Origin of the sequence: Fibrobacter sp. UWB13 (assembly GCF_900177805.1) — a bacterium.
Classification (GTDB): Bacteria; Fibrobacterota; Fibrobacteria; order Fibrobacterales; family Fibrobacteraceae; genus Fibrobacter.
Window position 1 is genome coordinate 561,406 of record NZ_FXAX01000002.1, and the last position, 14,324, is coordinate 575,729.

29 protein-coding genes are annotated in these 14,324 nt (G+C 52.1%); all 29 read right to left on the reverse strand.

All coding sequences use genetic code 11. The annotated features are described in order from the left end of the window. Window positions 1–156 precede the first annotated feature (156 nt). From rplQ to tuf, 29 genes are read right to left on the reverse strand one after another with little or no spacing between them, the layout of a single operon-like run. Window positions 157–630, reverse strand: coding sequence for a 50S ribosomal protein L17 (rplQ, locus tag B9Y77_RS12065; protein WP_015732008.1), 474 nt, complete (start codon window positions 628–630; stop codon window positions 157–159). A gap of 2 nt (window positions 631–632) precedes the next feature. Continuing rightward, entirely contained in the window at window positions 633–1,607 is a 975-nt protein-coding gene (locus B9Y77_RS12070; RefSeq protein ID WP_015732009.1) for a DNA-directed RNA polymerase subunit alpha, read from the reverse strand. An 18-nt stretch (window positions 1,608–1,625) separates the two neighbouring features. Continuing rightward, window positions 1,626–2,051 (reverse strand): 30S ribosomal protein S11, encoded by a 426-nt coding sequence (gene rpsK, locus B9Y77_RS12075; protein ID WP_049858437.1) that lies wholly within the window; start codon window positions 2,049–2,051, stop codon window positions 1,626–1,628. A 26-nt stretch (window positions 2,052–2,077) separates the two neighbouring features. Continuing rightward, entirely contained in the window at window positions 2,078–2,446 is a 369-nt protein-coding gene (gene rpsM, locus B9Y77_RS12080; protein WP_014546096.1) for a 30S ribosomal protein S13, read from the reverse strand. A 9-nt stretch (window positions 2,447–2,455) separates the two neighbouring features. Then, window positions 2,456–2,572: a 50S ribosomal protein L36 gene (rpmJ, locus tag B9Y77_RS12085; protein ID WP_014546097.1), complete on the reverse strand. Its 117-nt coding sequence runs from the start codon at window positions 2,570–2,572 to the stop codon at window positions 2,456–2,458. 27 nt (window positions 2,573–2,599) lie between these two features. Further along, window positions 2,600–2,818, reverse strand: a complete 219-nt coding sequence (infA, locus tag B9Y77_RS12090) for a translation initiation factor IF-1 (RefSeq protein ID WP_014546098.1) — start codon at window positions 2,816–2,818, stop codon at window positions 2,600–2,602. Next, window positions 2,818–4,179: a preprotein translocase subunit SecY gene (secY, locus tag B9Y77_RS12095; RefSeq protein WP_073442657.1), complete on the reverse strand. Its 1,362-nt coding sequence runs from the start codon at window positions 4,177–4,179 to the stop codon at window positions 2,818–2,820. Before secY ends, infA begins: the two co-directional genes overlap by 1 nt. Continuing rightward, entirely contained in the window at window positions 4,179–4,619 is a 441-nt protein-coding gene (gene rplO / locus B9Y77_RS12100) for a 50S ribosomal protein L15 (protein ID WP_073442655.1), read from the reverse strand. The genes secY and rplO overlap by 1 nt, the downstream gene beginning before the upstream one ends. 1 nt (window position 4,620) lies before the next feature. Beyond that, on the reverse strand, window positions 4,621–4,800 hold the full coding sequence (rpmD, locus tag B9Y77_RS12105; protein ID WP_073442653.1) for a 50S ribosomal protein L30: 180 nt from the start codon (window positions 4,798–4,800) through the stop codon (window positions 4,621–4,623). A 13-nt stretch (window positions 4,801–4,813) separates the two neighbouring features. Continuing rightward, the gene (rpsE, locus tag B9Y77_RS12110; RefSeq protein ID WP_015732010.1) at window positions 4,814–5,296 is read right to left on the reverse strand and encodes a 30S ribosomal protein S5; all 483 of its coding nucleotides are present in this window, start codon (window positions 5,294–5,296) and stop codon (window positions 4,814–4,816) included. An 11-nt stretch (window positions 5,297–5,307) separates the two neighbouring features. Next, complete coding sequence (gene rplR, locus B9Y77_RS12115) at window positions 5,308–5,679, reverse strand: 50S ribosomal protein L18 (RefSeq protein ID WP_014546103.1); 372 nt, start codon at window positions 5,677–5,679, stop codon at window positions 5,308–5,310. Window positions 5,680–5,688: 9 nt separating this feature from the next. Continuing rightward, the gene (rplF, locus tag B9Y77_RS12120; RefSeq protein WP_073442845.1) at window positions 5,689–6,228 is read right to left on the reverse strand and encodes a 50S ribosomal protein L6; all 540 of its coding nucleotides are present in this window, start codon (window positions 6,226–6,228) and stop codon (window positions 5,689–5,691) included. A 2-nt stretch (window positions 6,229–6,230) separates the two neighbouring features. After that, on the reverse strand, window positions 6,231–6,626 hold the full coding sequence (gene rpsH / locus B9Y77_RS12125) for a 30S ribosomal protein S8 (protein WP_014546105.1): 396 nt from the start codon (window positions 6,624–6,626) through the stop codon (window positions 6,231–6,233). A gap of 12 nt (window positions 6,627–6,638) precedes the next feature. Further along, complete coding sequence (locus B9Y77_RS12130) at window positions 6,639–6,824, reverse strand: type Z 30S ribosomal protein S14 (RefSeq protein WP_014546106.1); 186 nt, start codon at window positions 6,822–6,824, stop codon at window positions 6,639–6,641. Between the two features lie 9 nt (window positions 6,825–6,833). Then, window positions 6,834–7,373 (reverse strand): 50S ribosomal protein L5, encoded by a 540-nt coding sequence (gene rplE / locus B9Y77_RS12135; RefSeq protein WP_014546107.1) that lies wholly within the window; start codon window positions 7,371–7,373, stop codon window positions 6,834–6,836. A gap of 9 nt (window positions 7,374–7,382) precedes the next feature. Further along, on the reverse strand, window positions 7,383–7,682 hold the full coding sequence (rplX, locus tag B9Y77_RS12140) for a 50S ribosomal protein L24 (protein WP_073442651.1): 300 nt from the start codon (window positions 7,680–7,682) through the stop codon (window positions 7,383–7,385). Then, window positions 7,682–8,050 (reverse strand): 50S ribosomal protein L14, encoded by a 369-nt coding sequence (gene rplN, locus B9Y77_RS12145; protein ID WP_015732011.1) that lies wholly within the window; start codon window positions 8,048–8,050, stop codon window positions 7,682–7,684. The genes rplX and rplN overlap by 1 nt, the downstream gene beginning before the upstream one ends. 20 nt (window positions 8,051–8,070) lie before the next feature. Beyond that, a complete protein-coding gene (rpsQ, locus tag B9Y77_RS12150; RefSeq protein WP_015732012.1) occupies window positions 8,071–8,325 on the reverse strand; it encodes a 30S ribosomal protein S17 in 255 nt (84 codons plus the stop codon). Between the two features lie 17 nt (window positions 8,326–8,342). Next, window positions 8,343–8,534: a 50S ribosomal protein L29 gene (gene rpmC / locus B9Y77_RS12155; RefSeq protein ID WP_014546109.1), complete on the reverse strand. Its 192-nt coding sequence runs from the start codon at window positions 8,532–8,534 to the stop codon at window positions 8,343–8,345. Then, entirely contained in the window at window positions 8,534–8,947 is a 414-nt protein-coding gene (rplP, locus tag B9Y77_RS12160) for a 50S ribosomal protein L16 (RefSeq protein ID WP_014546110.1), read from the reverse strand. Before rplP ends, rpmC begins: the two co-directional genes overlap by 1 nt. A 2-nt stretch (window positions 8,948–8,949) precedes the next feature. Further along, window positions 8,950–9,609 (reverse strand): 30S ribosomal protein S3, encoded by a 660-nt coding sequence (gene rpsC / locus B9Y77_RS12165; protein WP_014546111.1) that lies wholly within the window; start codon window positions 9,607–9,609, stop codon window positions 8,950–8,952. Between the two features lie 2 nt (window positions 9,610–9,611). Next, window positions 9,612–9,962, reverse strand: a complete 351-nt coding sequence (gene rplV, locus B9Y77_RS12170) for a 50S ribosomal protein L22 (protein WP_014546112.1) — start codon at window positions 9,960–9,962, stop codon at window positions 9,612–9,614. Continuing rightward, window positions 9,962–10,243, reverse strand: a complete 282-nt coding sequence (gene rpsS / locus B9Y77_RS12175) for a 30S ribosomal protein S19 (RefSeq protein WP_014546113.1) — start codon at window positions 10,241–10,243, stop codon at window positions 9,962–9,964. The genes rplV and rpsS overlap by 1 nt, the downstream gene beginning before the upstream one ends. A gap of 3 nt (window positions 10,244–10,246) precedes the next feature. Next, window positions 10,247–11,077 (reverse strand): 50S ribosomal protein L2, encoded by an 831-nt coding sequence (rplB, locus tag B9Y77_RS12180; RefSeq protein ID WP_014546114.1) that lies wholly within the window; start codon window positions 11,075–11,077, stop codon window positions 10,247–10,249. Window positions 11,078–11,079: 2 nt separating this feature from the next. Beyond that, window positions 11,080–11,382 (reverse strand): 50S ribosomal protein L23, encoded by a 303-nt coding sequence (gene rplW, locus B9Y77_RS12185; protein WP_015732013.1) that lies wholly within the window; start codon window positions 11,380–11,382, stop codon window positions 11,080–11,082. Further along, complete coding sequence (gene rplD / locus B9Y77_RS12190) at window positions 11,382–12,002, reverse strand: 50S ribosomal protein L4 (protein WP_014546115.1); 621 nt, start codon at window positions 12,000–12,002, stop codon at window positions 11,382–11,384. Before rplD ends, rplW begins: the two co-directional genes overlap by 1 nt. Beyond that, window positions 12,002–12,619: a 50S ribosomal protein L3 gene (rplC, locus tag B9Y77_RS12195; protein ID WP_014546116.1), complete on the reverse strand. Its 618-nt coding sequence runs from the start codon at window positions 12,617–12,619 to the stop codon at window positions 12,002–12,004. The genes rplD and rplC overlap by 1 nt, the downstream gene beginning before the upstream one ends. Window positions 12,620–12,624: 5 nt before the next feature. After that, window positions 12,625–12,933, reverse strand: a complete 309-nt coding sequence (gene rpsJ / locus B9Y77_RS12200) for a 30S ribosomal protein S10 (protein WP_014546117.1) — start codon at window positions 12,931–12,933, stop codon at window positions 12,625–12,627. A gap of 9 nt (window positions 12,934–12,942) precedes the next feature. Then, on the reverse strand, window positions 12,943–14,127 hold the full coding sequence (gene tuf, locus B9Y77_RS12205; RefSeq protein WP_085491737.1) for an elongation factor Tu: 1,185 nt from the start codon (window positions 14,125–14,127) through the stop codon (window positions 12,943–12,945). Window positions 14,128–14,324: the final 197 nt, after the last annotated feature.

Sequence of the window (14,324 nt, forward strand, 5' to 3'; positions counted from 1 at the left end):
TTACCTAATTATACAAAAATTAAAATGAAGAGTAGAACCAAATCATCAGTTATTGGCCATTAGTCATTGGTTATTTGTCAATGGCTATGGATGCAAAAAGGGGACACGGTATAAAAACCATGTCCCTTTTTAAAAGCGGTTGACCGTTTTTTGATCTTAGTTAGCGGACTTGCCTTCGCCTTCGACCATGTCAACAGCAGCGTCAGCCTTGGCAGGTTCAGCAGCCTTCTTAGCCTTAGCAACGATTTCGTCTTCGACGAGACCGATCAAAGCCATTTCAGCAGCGTCGCCGGCGCGGTTCGGGCCGAGCTTCAGCACGCGAGTGTAACCGCCGTTGCGGTTAGCATAACGCGGACCGATCGTGTTGAACAAATCCTGGAGAACCTTCGGGTCCATCACGAAGCGAGCTGCTTCACGACGTGCAGAGAGGTCACCCTTCTTTGCGTAGGTAATCATGCGTTCTACACAGCTGCGCACAAGCTTAGCCTTGTGGAGAGTGGTACGCACATAGCGCTTGTTCTGATCCGTTTCCATGCCCTTCTCGAGAATAGAAGTCGTGAGGGCGCGGAGGATGGCACGCTTGTGTTGGGCGTTAACACCCAGTTTCTTGTTTTTTACACCGTGTCTCATGTTTAATCCTTCAAGTAATCATCGACGTCCATGCCAAAAGAGAGGCCCATCGACGTCAACACCTCGTTAAGTTCAACCAAGGACTTCCTACCGAAGTTCTTGTATTTGAGCATATCGTTTTCCTTGTTGCGAACAAGCTCGCCAATGGTATGGATGTTTGCCATACGGAGGCAGTTGCTGGAGCGAACGGAAAGTTCCAGATCGTCCACGCGCATACGGAGGAGGTTAGCGATACGCTGACGTTCTTCATCCATTTCGAGTTCTTCAGGAGATTCGAGATCGCCTTCGAAGTTGATGAAGATTTCCAAGTGATCCACAAGAAGCTTTGCAGCGTATGCAAGAGCGTCTTCCGGGTCAATGGAACCGTCTGTTGTAATTTCAAGTTCCAGACGGTTGTAGTCCGTCTTCTGACCAACGCGGGTATCGCTGATGTGCATTGCGACTTTCTGAACCGGGTTGAAGTTCGCATCCATGGCGATAACGCCAATCGGAGCGTCCTTGTCCTTGAGTTCGTCGGCAACAACATAACCACGACCGCAGGAGATCTTCACGTCCATCGACAAAGAAGCGTTGCCGTTCAATGTCGCAATGTGAACATCCGGAGTCAGGATAGTGACATTTGGATTGTCCATAAAGTCCTTGGCCGTGACTTCGCCATCACCGGACATGTCCAAGTGAAGGGTTTCATCATGATCAGACAGGAGCTTTACACGGATGCTCTTGAGGTTGAGGATAATGTCAGTGACATCTTCCTTAACACCCGGAATCGTCGAAAATTCCTTGTCAACGCCTTCGATTTTCACGGAGACAATAGCCGCACCCTGCAGAGAGGAGAGGAGCACGCGACGGAGAGCGTTACCGAGGGTAATACCCCAGCCACGTTCCAAGGCTTCTACGACAAACTTGGCGTAGCGGCCATCTTCGCCGGTTTCCACTTTCTGGAAGCTGCGCGGCATCTGAAGTGATTTCCACATCATTGGCGATACCTCTTTGGATTAAATTCTTCTCTTCTTTTTAGGACGGCAACCATTGTGCGGAATGCCCGTCACGTCTCGAATAGAGAGAACTTCGAGGCCCGCATTCTTGAGAGCGCGGACGGCAGATTCACGACCGCCACCAGCACCCTTAACGCGAACGTCCACCTTGCGCATGCCGAGATCGAATGCCTTGTGGGCAGCGGTTTCAGCGGCGAGCTGGGCAGCAAACGGCGTGCTCTTGCGGGAGCCCTTGAAACCGGAGTTACCCGGAGAACCCCAAGCGACAACGTTGCCACGAGCGTCGGTGATAGAAACGATTGTATTGTTGAAGGAAGCGAACACGCAGGCGATACCCTGGATGTCAATGCGCTTCTTGCCCTTCTTGATCTTGACTTCTTCAGCAGCAGCCGGAGCTTCAGCAGCGGCAGCAGCAGTTTCCTTGATTTCTTCTTCAGCCACGATGATACTCCTTACTTCTTCTTGTTAGCCACAGTCTTCTTGGGGCCCTTACGTGTGCGGGCGTTGGTGCGGGAACGCTGACCGCGGACCGGGAGGCCCTTGCGGTGGCGGATGCCGCGATAGCAGCCAATATCCTGCAAACGCTTGATGTTCAAGGTAACTTCTGCGCGGAGCTGACCTTCCACAGAGTATTCATCTTCCAAAAGATGACGAATCTTACCTTGTTCTTCTTCAGTCAGGTCGTCACACTTCTTGTTCTTGTCAATGCCCAACTGAGCACAGACCTTGTTAGCGGTGAACAGACCGACACCATAGATTGCCGTCAGACCGTATTCAACAGTCTTGTTTTTCGGTAAATCGACACCAGCGATACGTGCCATACGATCTCCTTATCCCTGCTTCTGCTTGTGACGGGGGTTCTTCGAACAGATGATGCGCAATACACCCTTACGACGGATGATCTTGCAGTTTTCACATCTGGGTTTGATGGAGGCTTTGATTTTCATAGGTTTGACCTTCTTTTGTAATACCTATTACTTGTAACGGTAAGTAATTCGCCCGCGATTTAAATCGTACGGGGAAATCTCGACCAACACTTTGTCGTCCGGCAAAATTCTGATAAAATGCCGGCGCATTTTTCCTGAAACATGTGCCAGGATCTCATGACCATTTCCGAGTTGAACACGGAAGAAAGCGTTGGGAAGAGCTTCCAACACAACGCCTTCTACTTGTATACCTTCTTCTTTAGCCACTAGGATGCCATCCTGCCGCGAATGCGGCCACGTTTCAAGAAACCTTCATAATTTTTGGTATGCAACTGGGCTTCGAGCTGACGAAGAGTATCCAGAGCAACACCCACCACGATAAGTACCGAGGTACCCCCAATATAGAAACTCATATTGAGAGCGTCTTTCATGTGCAGGGGAACAACGCTGATTAAAGCGAGGTAAAGAGACCCAGGCAATGAAATTCTGGTCAAAACGTGGTCAATGTATTCTGCTGTCTGCTTACCCGGACGGACTCCCGGAATAAACCCACCACTTCTCTTGAGGTTTTCGGCAATGTCGTTCGGGTTGTACTGGATTGCCGTGTAGAAGAAGGTGAAGAATATGATGAGGAGGGCATCTACTACGCTGTAGGAGATGTGACCCGGAATAAATGCAGAAGCAAAAGCCTGCATCGCAGATACGTTCGGGAACCAAGATGCAACCATGGCCGGAATGAACATGATGCAAGATGCGAAGATCACGGGAATCACGTTAGCAGTGTTCACCTTGAAAGGCAAATAGCTAGCCTGACCACCCAAGACCTTGTTTCCGACGGTCCTGCGAGGACTTTGGAGTGGAATGCGACGGGTCGCCTGCTCGACGAAAACGATAAATCCGACAATGACAACTACCAGCGCCAAGATAAAGACCTCGATCGCAAGCGGCTGGATGCCTTCATTAAACATTTCGAATTCAGCCATGATGGCCCGCGGAAGGCCACCGACGATACCGGCGAAAATGATAAGAGAAATACCGTTACCCACACCGTGCGAGGTAATCTGCTCGCCAACGTACATCAAAAAGATTGTACCTACGGTGAAGGTTAACGTTGCAAGGAGACGAAAGCCGAGGTTACCGAGACCGGACGAGAAATTGTCGGAAAGGACCGAAATGCCCGTACCGGCGGCCGTCGTCACCTTGAGGTTAGAAAGCCACATAGAAATACCCCATCCCTGCAAGGCGGAAAGGACCACCGTGAAGTATCGGGTATACTGGTTCAGCTTAGCGCGACCTTCCTGACCCTCCTTCTGGAGCATCTGGATGGCGGGAATAACCGAGCCCATCAACTGGAGGATGATGCTTGCGCTGATGTACGGCATGATACCGAGGGCAAATACAGTTGCTTTCGCAAATGCACCGCCGGTAAACGAATCGTACAGGCCGAACAAGTTATTCGAATTTTTGAAGTATTCTGCGAGGACCGCAGCGTTAACTCCGGGGATGGTGATGTGTGCGCCAATGCGATAGACAATCAAAAGACCAAGCGTAAAAAGGATCTTTTTACGCAGGTCTTCAATCTTAAAAGCATTTACGAACGCATCGATGGCTTTCTTGAGTGCTTCCATTAGATGATCTCAACTTTGCCGCCAGCAGCTTCAATGGCAGCCTTTGCCTTTTCGCTGATAGCGTTAACCTTTACGTTGATAGCCTTGTCGATAGAACCAAAAGCGAGGACCTTGACCGGCAGTTCGACGTTCTTGATGAAGCCCTGGTCGAAGAGGACCTTGGCATCGAAATCAGTAACGCTGACACCAGCGAGGCGCTTCAGGTTCACGATCTGGAATTCAACACCAGCGTGCTTGAAGCCGCGCTTCGGGATACGACGGTGAATCGGCATCTGGCCGCCTTCGAAAGCGACGCGACCGGCCTTAGCGCTCTTACGAGCACCAGCACCCTTCTGACCACGACCGGCAGTCGTGCCCCAGCCAGAGCCCGGACCACGACCAATGCGCTTGCGGCTCTTGCCCTTGGCAGCCTTGCCAGGATTGAGAGTATTGAGTTCCATCTTAGATCTCCTCGACCTTGACCATGTCCTTCACGGCATTGATCATGCCAGCAATGGACGGAGTCAGATTGTGTTCAACAGTTTGTCCGATCTTGCGGAGGCCGAGTGCAGCCACGTTAGCGCGGTGCACCGGAAGGCGACGGACGATACCCTTGATCAAAGTAATACGAACTTTCTTCATTAGGTATTACTCCTTAGGCTTCAAAACCACGCAACTTGGCGCAGTCCTGTTTGTTCTTCTGAGAAAGCAGGCCTTCCAAGCAAGCGCTGACGACAGTGCTCGGATTGGAGGAACCGTGAATCTTCGTGAGGATGTTGCGGACACCGGCGAGTTCGAGAACTGCACGGGCAGCAGCACCGGCGATAACACCAGTACCCGGAGCAGCCGGCATGAGGAGGATGCGGGTAGAACCGCTCTTCACTTCGATGTCGTGCGGGATAGTGCCATCGAGGAGCTGGACTTCCACGATGTTTCTCTGGGCAGCTTCGGTACCCTTACGGATAGCTTCGGAAACTTCCTTAGCCTTGCCGAGACCGACACCGACCTTGCCGTTCTTGTTGCCGACGACAACGAGAGCGGAGAAGGACATGCGACGGCCGCCCTTGACGGTCTTAGCGCAACGGTTGATGTGTACAACCTTGTCTTCAAATTCAGAAACTTGAGCTTCGCGTTCCAAAGTGTACCTCACTAGAATTTGAGTCCGCCTTCACGAGCTCCCTCAGCGAGAGCCTGAACGCGACCGTGATAGATGTAACCGCCGCGGTCGAAGACCACGGATTCAATGCCCTTGGACTTGGCGAGTTCAGCAATCTGGAGACCGAGCTGCTTAGCCTGTTCGGTCTTCGTCATTTCACCAAACTTACCCTGGAATTCCTTGGAAGCTGTGGTGACCTGAGCGACAGACTTGTTGTTTTCGTCATCAAAGATCTGGGCAATCATGTGAGACAAGGAACGGCGAACAGCCAAACGAGGGCATTCTGCAGTTCCGACAACAGACTTGCGTACGCGTTCGTGGCGTGCGATTCTGGACTGGATTCTTTTTTTAGCAATTGCAGTCATAGTTTACCCTTATTTACCTGTCTTCTTACCCTGCTTGCGACGCACAATTTCGCCAGCGTACTTGATGCCCTTGCCCTTATACGGTTCAGGCTTACGGTACTTGCGAATTTCTGCGGCAGCCTGGCCAACCTTCTGCTTGTCGATGCCGGAGATCGTAATCTTCAGCGGATCAACAGCCTTCAGTTCAACGCCTTCCGGAGCCTTGAAGATCACCGGATGAGAGAAGCCGAGAACCAAGTTGAGGTCCTTGCCCTTCTGTTCGACGCGGTAGCCAACGCCAACGATTTCGAGAGTCTTCTGGAAACCCTTGGTCACGCCTTCGACCATGTTATTGACGAGAGCGCGAGTGGTGCCGTGCATAGCGCGGGTGAACTTTTCATCATTCGGGCGGGTGAAGGAGAGCTTGTCACCATCGAGCTTGATGGAGATGAGTTCGTGAACTGTCGTTTCGAGCTTGCCCTTCGGGCCTTCGACCTTGATGTTCTGACCGTTGACGTTAACCTTAACGCCAGCCGGGATAGTGATAATAGCTTTACCGATACGGGACATCTTTACCATACCTTTGCGATGACTTCGCCACCCACCTTGAGTTCGCGGGCTTCGTGGTCAGTCATGACACCTTTAGATGTGGAGATGATAGCATAGCCGAGGCCGTTGCGAACGCGCGGAAGCTTGGCCACGTCAACGTAGTGACGGAGACCCGGCGTAGAAACGCGCTGGAGGCCCTGGATAGCGGATTCGCCCTTCGTGTAACGGAGGAGGACCTTGAGGATGCCCTGCTTACCGTCATCGACGACGACGAACTTCTTAATGAAACCTTTTTCCTGCAACACACGTGCAATATCACGCTTAAGATTGCTGGCAGGAATGTCCACCACGGGGAGCTTTGCCGTAGAGGCATTGCGGATACGGGTGAGCATATCGGCGATAGTATCTGTCATTGCCATTTTATACTCTCCTTACCAAGACGACTTTGTGATACCGGGGATTTCGCCGGCGAGTGCCATTTCGCGGAAGCAAATACGGCAAAGGCCAAAGCGGCGCATAAAGGCGTGCGGCCTACCGCAACGCTTGCAACGGTTGTACCCACGAACGGTATACTTCGGAGTACGCTTGCATTTTTCAATCATTCTTCTGCTTGCCATGGTATTACCTTACTTCCTGAAGGGGAGTCCAAGTTCTTCGAGGAGGGCACGGCCTTCGTCGTCCGTCTTAGCGGAGGTGACGAAAGAAATGTCCATACCGAAGGTACGGGAAATCTTGTCAATGTCGATTTCAACAAAGATCGTCTGTTCCTTGATGCCGAGGGTGAAGTTACCCATGCCATCAAAGCCACGGCGTGCGAGACCACGGAAGTCGCGGACACGCGGAAGGTCGATGTTGATGAAACGATAGAGGAAGTCCCACATGTTGTCGCCATGAAGTGTGACCTTAGCACCGATGCCGATACCTTCACGGAGGTGGAAGTTAGCGACAGCCTTCTTAGCGTTAGTGACAATAGCCTTCTGACCGGTGATAGCAGTGAGAGTGTCAGCAGCTTCGTCGAGAATCTTGCGGTTCTGGGAAGCGGCGCCCACGCCCATGTTGAGCACGATCTTTTCGAGACGCGGAATCTGCATCACGTTCTTGTAGGCAAACTTTTGCTGCAAGGCCGGAACGACCTTTTCGAGATAGAATTGCTTCATCTGGTTCATTGCGTTACCTTACACAGCCTTTCCAGTTTTGACACTGGTACGAACGCCCTTCTTACCCTTTTCGCGAACGATGCGGGTACGAACGGGAGTGTTGCCTTCGAGAAGCATCACGTTGGAAATGTCGATCGGCAATTCCTTTTCAACGATGCCACCAGTCTGATTGGTCTGAGACGGCTTTTCGTGACGCTTGCAGACGTTGACGCCAGAAACGGTCACCTTGCCATCCTTGACACTGATCACGGTGCCGGTCTTGCCCTTGTTGGCACCGGAAATCACCTTGACGTTATCATTCTTCTTGATGTTAGCCATTACAGAACCTCAGGTGCGAGGGAGATGATCTTCATGTATTTCTTGTCGCGGAGCTCACGAGCCACCGGTCCAAAAATACGGGTTCCACGCGGTTCGCCATCCTTGTTGATGAGAACCACTGCGTTGTCGGAGAAACGAATGAACGTTCCATCCGGACGTGCGATTTCTTTAGCTGTGCGGACGACGACGGCGTCGGCCACGGAACCCTTCTTCACCTTGCTCTGGGGGATAGCGTCCTTAACGGCTACCTTGATGACATCACCGATGCTAGCATAGCGACGGTTTGTGCCACCCAAAACACGGATGCAGGCGACTTCCTTGGCACCACTGTTATCGGCCACGACGAGTCTGGTTTCTTCTTGAATCATATTCGCCTTACTCCAGGAGTTTACTTCTTCTTTTCCACAATGCGGACGAGGCGCCAGCGCTTCGTTGCAGAGAGGGGACGAGTTTCCATGATTTCGACCAAGTCGCCTTCTTCGGCTTCATTCTTTTCATCGTGAGCCTTGAGCTTGCTGGTCGTAGTCATGATCTTGTTGTACATCGGGTGACGCTTGCGGTTTTCGACCACAACCGTAATCGTCTTGTCCATCTTGTCGGAGGAGACGATACCCTGCTTGACTTTACGAAGGTTTCTTTCCATTTCCTGCTCCTGCCGGCTTATGCCTTGGCCTTTTCGCTGAGGATGGTCTTGATTCTGGCGATGTCCTTGCGGGCAGCTTGAATCACAGAGGGTTTTTCCAAATTACCGAGCTTCGCAGTCATGCGGTAATTGAACAAATCGAGATTCAACTGAGCCAGTTTTTCCTTGAGCTGGTCAACGCCCAGTTCTTTCAATTCACGTGCTTTCATTAGATCTCCGATTCTTCGATGATTTTGCACTTAAGGGGGAGCTTCTGAATTGCAACATGGAGAGCTTCCATGGCAAGTTCACGTTCAACACCACCCATTTCAAAAAGGATGCGACCCGGGAGGATTACGGCTGCCCAGAATTCGACTGCGCCCTTACCCTTACCCATACGGGCTTCTGCAGGGTGACGGGTAATCGGCTTATCGGGGAAGACGCGAATCCACACGCGACCACCACGCTTGATCTTACGAGTCATGGCGATACGAGCAGCTTCGATCTGGCGAGCGGTGAGCCAGCACTTTTCAAGAGCCTGGATACCGAATTCGCCAAAGGCGATATAGTTGCCACGAGAGGCGACGCCCTTCATGCGCCCTTTCATTTGCTTACGATGCAATGTTCTTTTCGGACTCAGCATAATTACTTCTCTCTCTTGTTGTCGTTCATGACGTCCTTACCGATCTTTTCACCGTGCATGATCCACACCTTGATACCGATGGCACCATAAACGGTCTTAGCGATGGCAGTTGCGTAGTCGATGTCAGCACGAAGAGTGTGCAGAGGCACGCGGCCTTCGGCATACTTTTCAACGCGGGCAATTTCGGCACCACCGAGGCGGCCACCGCACTGCACCTTGATACCTTCCACACCCATGCGCATAGCGGACTGGATAGCACGCTTCATGGCACGGCGGAAAGAAATACGCTTTTCGAGCTGGCGAGCAATGTTTTCAGCCACGAGCTTTGCATCAGTTTCCGGACGCTTGATTTCGTGGACTGCAATATAGATTTCTTTACCGGTGAGGAACTGGAGTTCGCCCTTCAAACGTTCCAATTCTTCGCCCTTTTTACCGATAACGATACCCGGGCGAGCGGTATAGAGGTTAACGTTCACCTTCTTGACGGTACGTTCGATGCCGACCTTGGAGAGGGAGGCATGTTCGAAACGCTTCATCAAGTAGCGACGGAGCACGATATCTTCATAGAGAAGATCGGCAAACTTGTCTTCGGCATACCACTTGGATTCCCAACCGCGGATAACGCCAAGACGAAGACCATTAGGATGAGTTTTGTGACCCATTGTTAATTCTCCTTGTCTGCGACAACAACGGTGATGTGGGAGAGCGGCTTTTCGATACGGAAAGCACGGCCCTGGGAACGCGGGTGAATGCGCTTCATGATCGTACCACCATCAGCGGTGATGGTCTTGATCACGATTTCTTCGGCGGAAACCGGAGCGGCGGACTTCTGCTTCAAGTTAGCGACAGCGGACTTGAGAGCATTTTCAACCAGCGGAGCACCCTTGGTCTGCGTACGGAGGATGGAGAGCATCGCGAAGGCTTCGCTGACGGACTTGCCACGAACGAGGTCGACTACGCGACGGAGCTTGCGAACGCCGTAACGGACGTTTTTAACTTTAGCAACAGCTTGCATTATTTCTTGCCTCCAGCAGTTTCAGTCTTGCGGTGACCGCGGAAAGTACGGGTCATGGAGAATTCGCCGAGCTTATGGCCAACCATGTTTTCGGTGACATAAACCGGAAGGAACTGCTTGCCGTTATAGACGGAGAACGTGAGTCCGACCATATCCGGGACGATTGTGGAACGACGGGACCAGGTCTTGATAGCCTGTTTCTTGTCGGAACCGGCCATCGCCTGGGCCTTGCTGAGAACGTGGGAATCCACGAACGCACCTTTCTTAAGGGATCTAGACATGAATTAGGCCCTCTTCTGACGATGACGTACGATGAACTTATCAGTACGCTTGTTGTTACGAGTTTTTGCACCCTTAGAGTTCTTACCCCAAGGAGAGCACGGATGACGACCACCAGAGGTACGACCTTCACCACCACCAAGGGGGTGATCGACCGGGTTCATAACGACACCACGGACGGCCGGGCGCTTGCCGAGCCAGCGAGAGCGGCCTGCAGAACCCGAGGATTCATTCATGTGATCGATATTGGAAACCTGACCAACGGTAGCGAGGCAGTCTTCCGGGATGTAGCGGACTTCGCCACTCGGAAGCTTGACCTGGCAGAGCTTGCCGTCCTTGGCAACCAGTTCTGCACCGGCACCAGCGGAACGAGCAATCTGGGCACCCTTGCCCGGCTTCATTTCGATGTTGTGGATAATGGTGTTGAGCGGAATGTCGCGGAGAGGAATTGCGTTACCTACGCGGAATTCAGCACCTTCACCAGCGTTCAGCACATCGCCAACCTTGATTTCGGCCGGAGCGATGATGTATGCGCGCTTGCCGTTTTCGTACTTGACGAGAGCGATGCGAGCGGTACGGTTCGGATCGTATTCAATCGTTTCGACAGTGCAGGAGAGACCGGCAAACTGACGCTTGAAGTCAATGATACGATACAGTTTCTTGTGACCACCACCACGACGACGGGAGGTAATTTCACCAGCATTGTTACGGCCGGAGCTACGCTTGATACCTTCGGTAAGCGGCTTGTACGGCTTTACAGCAGAGAGTTCCTTGCGGTCACCAATCTGCTTGTAACGCAGTGTCGGGGTAATCGGGCGATAAGATTTCAGACCCATGGTTATACTCCTTCAAACTCGGCAATCTTTTGCCCGGCCTTCAATGTGATGTAGGCCTTCTTCCAGTTCGGTTTCTTGCCAGCGACCATGCGGACGCGCTTGATCTTGCCGCGGTTGATCAAAGTGTTGACCTTAGCGACCTTGACTTCAAAGCGCTTTTCGATAGCGGCCTTGATGTCTTCCTTAGAAGCGTCCATGGCGACCTTGAACACGTACTTGTGCACGTCGTTACGCTTGTTCACCATGTTCTTCATGGTTTCTTCGGTAACGTGCGGAGCAACGAGGATTTCGCGAATTTCTTTCATTAGCGGCCTCCTTCAAGTTCTGCGAGAGCAGCCTGAGAGATGACAACGTTATTTGCACGAACAACATCGTAAGTGTTGACGTCAGCTACGCGAGCGCAGCGGCACCAAGGAATGTTGTTAGAGGAAAGATAGAGGTTCTGATCCTTTTCGCTAACGATGAAGAGAACGTTGCGCTGTTCGATGCCGGACTTGGCGAGAACAGAGAGGAGATCCTTGGTCTTCGGAGCGCTGAAGCTGAGAGCTTCGAACACGGAGACCTTGCCTTCGCTAGCCTTGTTGGCGAGAGCGGAGTAGAAAGCGATCTTCTTGACCTTCTTGTTCACCTTTTCGAAGTAGTCATGAGACTTCGGACCGTGTGCCTTAGCACCACGAACCCAAACTGCAGAGGTGTTCTGACCGGAACGAGCGCGGCCGGTACCCTTCTGCTTCCACGGCTTCTGGCCACCGCCACTGACTTCGCCCTTGGACTTAGTCTGAGCAGTACCCTGACGATTGTTGTTCAGGATAGCCTTGATGTGGAGGTACATGCAGACCTTGTTGACTTCCTGGTCGAAGAGAGCCGGGAGCTGGATATCATTCTTAAAATCGCCAGTAGCGGCGAAAAGCTTTGCACTAGCCATTAGTCTTTCCTCACCACGATGATGCTGTTCTTCGGGCCCGGGACAGCGCCACGGACGAAGATCAGGTTGCGGTCGCCATCAACTTTGACGACCTGGAGGTGCTTCACGGTCACTTTCTTGTTGCCGTATTGACCAGCCATACGCTTACCCGGGAAAACACGACCCGGATAGGAGTGAGCGGACGTACCACCCGGTTCGCGCATATTGTGCGTACCATGGGAACGAGGACCGCTATGGAAACCGTGGCGCTTGATAGTGCCAGAGAAACCATGACCCTTGGAGATGCCAGAGACGTTCACAGTCTTTGCATCAGCGAAGTCGGCAGCGCCGAATTCCTTGCCAACCGGCCAGGATTCGAGATCAGCGACATCAAATTCAGCGAGGTGTTCACGAACAGCCACGTCAGCCTTCTTGAAATGGCCGACTTCTGCCTTATTGGCGCGCTGTTCCTTCTTGAGACCAAAGCCGATCTGGACAGCAGTGTAGCCGTCCTTCTCTTCTGTCTTATGGCAAACGACCACGCACGGACCGGCTTCGAGAACCGTGACAGGGACGCATTCGCCCTGTTCCGTGAACACTTGGGTCATTCCCAATTTCTTTGCGAGAATACCGTTCATTGTTATTAGACCTTAATTTCGACTTCAACGCCTGCCGGCAAGTCAAGTTTCATGAGGGAATCTACAGTTTGCGGCGTAGCATCAAGGATGTCGATAAGACGCTTGTGCGTACGGGATTCGAACTGTTCACGAGAAGTCTTGTCAATATGCGGAGAGCGGAGCACCGTATACTTCTGGATCTTCGTCGGGAGAGGGATGGGGCCTGCAATACGAGCCCCAGTGTTCTTAGCTGTATTCACGATATCTTGAGCAGAGCGGTCGATCATACGATGATCGAAGCTCTTCAAGCGAATACGGATGCGTTCACCAGCCATGATTATTCCTTACTTGATGATTTCGGTAACAGAGCCAGCACCAACAGTACGTCCACCTTCGCGGATAGCGAAGCGGAGCTGCTTTTCCATGGCGATCGGAGCGATGAGGTTCACGTGGATCGTGACGGTATCACCCGGGGTAACCATTTCGACGCCTTCCGGGAGCTGAATCGTGCCGGTAACGTCGGTGGTGCGGAAGTAGAACTGAGGACGGTAGCCGTTCATGAACGGCGTGTGGCGGCCACCTTCGTCCTTAGTGAGAACGTAGATTTCAGCCTTGAATTCGGTGTGCGGAGTGACAGACTTCGGAGCGGCGAGAACCATGCCACGGACGATGTCCTTCTTTTCAGCGCCACGGAGGAGGAGACCAACGTTGTCACCTGCCTGAGCGTCGTCGAGAAGCTTGCGGAACATTTCAACACCGGTGATGACGTATTCGGTGGTTTCACCGAGACCGATACGTTCAACCTTGTCGTTCAAGCGAACGACACCGCGTTCGATACGGCCAGTAGCGACAGTGCCGCGGCCAGTAATCGTGAACACGTCTTCGATCGGCATGAGGAACGGCTTGTCGGTATCGCGCTGCGGGAGCGGGATGTAGGTGTCGCAAGCGTCCATGAGTTCCATGATCTTGTCCTGGTATTCCGGATCGCCTTCGAGAGCCTTGAGAGCGGAACCACGGATGATCGGAGTGTTGTCACCGTCAAAGTCATACTTGGAGAGAAGTTCGCGAACTTCCATTTCGACGAGGTCGAGAATTTCAGCATCGTCAACCATGTCGCACTTGTTCATGAACACGACGATCTTCGGCACGCCAACCTGGTGTGCAAGAAGGATGTGTTCGCGAGTCTGCGGCATCGGGCCGTCAGTAGCAGCAACGACGAGGATAGCGCCGTCCATCTGAGCAGCACCAGTCACCATGTTCTTCACATAGTCAGCATGCCCCGGGCAGTCGACGTGTGCGTAGTGGCGATTTGCAGTGGTGTATTCCACGTGGGAGGTGTTGATCGTGATACCACGAGCCTTTTCTTCCGGAGCGTTATCGATTTCGTCGAAACGCTTTGCAGCGGCAAGACCCTTAGCAGCAAGGGTGGTGCAGATTGCAGCGGTCAAAGTGGTTTTACCGTGGTCAACGTGGCCGATGGTGCCAATGTTGCAGTGCGGCTTGCTTCTGTCAAAATGTTCTTTTGCCATTTTTTCCTCTTCTTCAGCAGAAGGTTTATCGCTTCAAGTTCAAGAGAACTACACGAGTTCTCCGTATTTTCGCAAAGCATAGGAAGCGGTACTCTGCGAAATTGGAACACAAATTTAATAAATGCTAGGTAATTTGCAAGTATTTTTCTTTTGAAATTGCGCTAAAAATGCGGATTTTCGGACTTATCCACAATTTT

Bases quoted from the DNA above. Each gene is read 5' to 3' on its own strand.
- rplQ (WP_015732008.1), bottom strand. From the start codon at position 630: ATGAGACACGGTGTAAAAAACAAGAAACTGGGTGTTAACGCCCAACAC.
- B9Y77_RS12070 (WP_015732009.1), bottom strand. From the start codon at position 1,607: ATGATGTGGAAATCACTTCAGATGCCGCGCAGCTTCCAGAAAGTGGAA.
- rpsM (WP_014546096.1), bottom strand. From the start codon at position 2,446: ATGGCACGTATCGCTGGTGTCGATTTACCGAAAAACAAGACTGTTGAA.
- rpmJ (WP_014546097.1), bottom strand. From the start codon at position 2,572: ATGAAAATCAAAGCCTCCATCAAACCCAGATGTGAAAACTGCAAGATC.
- secY (WP_073442657.1), bottom strand. From the start codon at position 4,179: ATGGAAGCACTCAAGAAAGCCATCGATGCGTTCGTAAATGCTTTTAAG.
- rplO (WP_073442655.1), bottom strand. From the start codon at position 4,619: ATGGAACTCAATACTCTCAATCCTGGCAAGGCTGCCAAGGGCAAGAGC.
- rpmD (WP_073442653.1), bottom strand. From the start codon at position 4,800: ATGAAGAAAGTTCGTATTACTTTGATCAAGGGTATCGTCCGTCGCCTT.
- rplR (WP_014546103.1), bottom strand. From the start codon at position 5,679: ATGACTGCAATTGCTAAAAAAAGAATCCAGTCCAGAATCGCACGCCAC.
- rplF (WP_073442845.1), bottom strand. From the start codon at position 6,228: ATGTCCCGTATCGGTAAAGCTATTATCACTATCCCGGCTGGCGTTAAG.
- rpsH (WP_014546105.1), bottom strand. From the start codon at position 6,626: ATGGCAATGACAGATACTATCGCCGATATGCTCACCCGTATCCGCAAT.
- B9Y77_RS12130 (WP_014546106.1), bottom strand. From the start codon at position 6,824: ATGGCAAGCAGAAGAATGATTGAAAAATGCAAGCGTACTCCGAAGTAT.
- rplE (WP_014546107.1), bottom strand. From the start codon at position 7,373: ATGAACCAGATGAAGCAATTCTATCTCGAAAAGGTCGTTCCGGCCTTG.
- rplX (WP_073442651.1), bottom strand. From the start codon at position 7,682: ATGGCTAACATCAAGAAGAATGATAACGTCAAGGTGATTTCCGGTGCC.
- rplN (WP_015732011.1), bottom strand. From the start codon at position 8,050: ATGATTCAAGAAGAAACCAGACTCGTCGTGGCCGATAACAGTGGTGCC.
- rpsQ (WP_015732012.1), bottom strand. From the start codon at position 8,325: ATGGAAAGAAACCTTCGTAAAGTCAAGCAGGGTATCGTCTCCTCCGAC.
- rpmC (WP_014546109.1), bottom strand. From the start codon at position 8,534: ATGAAAGCACGTGAATTGAAAGAACTGGGCGTTGACCAGCTCAAGGAA.
- rplP (WP_014546110.1), bottom strand. From the start codon at position 8,947: ATGCTGAGTCCGAAAAGAACATTGCATCGTAAGCAAATGAAAGGGCGC.
- rpsC (WP_014546111.1), bottom strand. From the start codon at position 9,609: ATGGGTCACAAAACTCATCCTAATGGTCTTCGTCTTGGCGTTATCCGC.
- rplV (WP_014546112.1), bottom strand. From the start codon at position 9,962: ATGCAAGCTGTTGCTAAAGTTAAAAACGTCCGTTACGGCGTTCGCAAG.
- rpsS (WP_014546113.1), bottom strand. From the start codon at position 10,243: ATGTCTAGATCCCTTAAGAAAGGTGCGTTCGTGGATTCCCACGTTCTC.
- rplB (WP_014546114.1), bottom strand. From the start codon at position 11,077: ATGGGTCTGAAATCTTATCGCCCGATTACCCCGACACTGCGTTACAAG.
- rplW (WP_015732013.1), bottom strand. From the start codon at position 11,382: ATGAAAGAAATTCGCGAAATCCTCGTTGCTCCGCACGTTACCGAAGAA.
- rplD (WP_014546115.1), bottom strand. From the start codon at position 12,002: ATGGCTAGTGCAAAGCTTTTCGCCGCTACTGGCGATTTTAAGAATGAT.
- rplC (WP_014546116.1), bottom strand. From the start codon at position 12,619: ATGAACGGTATTCTCGCAAAGAAATTGGGAATGACCCAAGTGTTCACG.
- rpsJ (WP_014546117.1), bottom strand. From the start codon at position 12,933: ATGGCTGGTGAACGCATCCGTATTCGCTTGAAGAGCTTCGATCATCGT.
- tuf (WP_085491737.1), bottom strand. From the start codon at position 14,127: ATGGCAAAAGAACATTTTGACAGAAGCAAGCCGCACTGCAACATTGGC.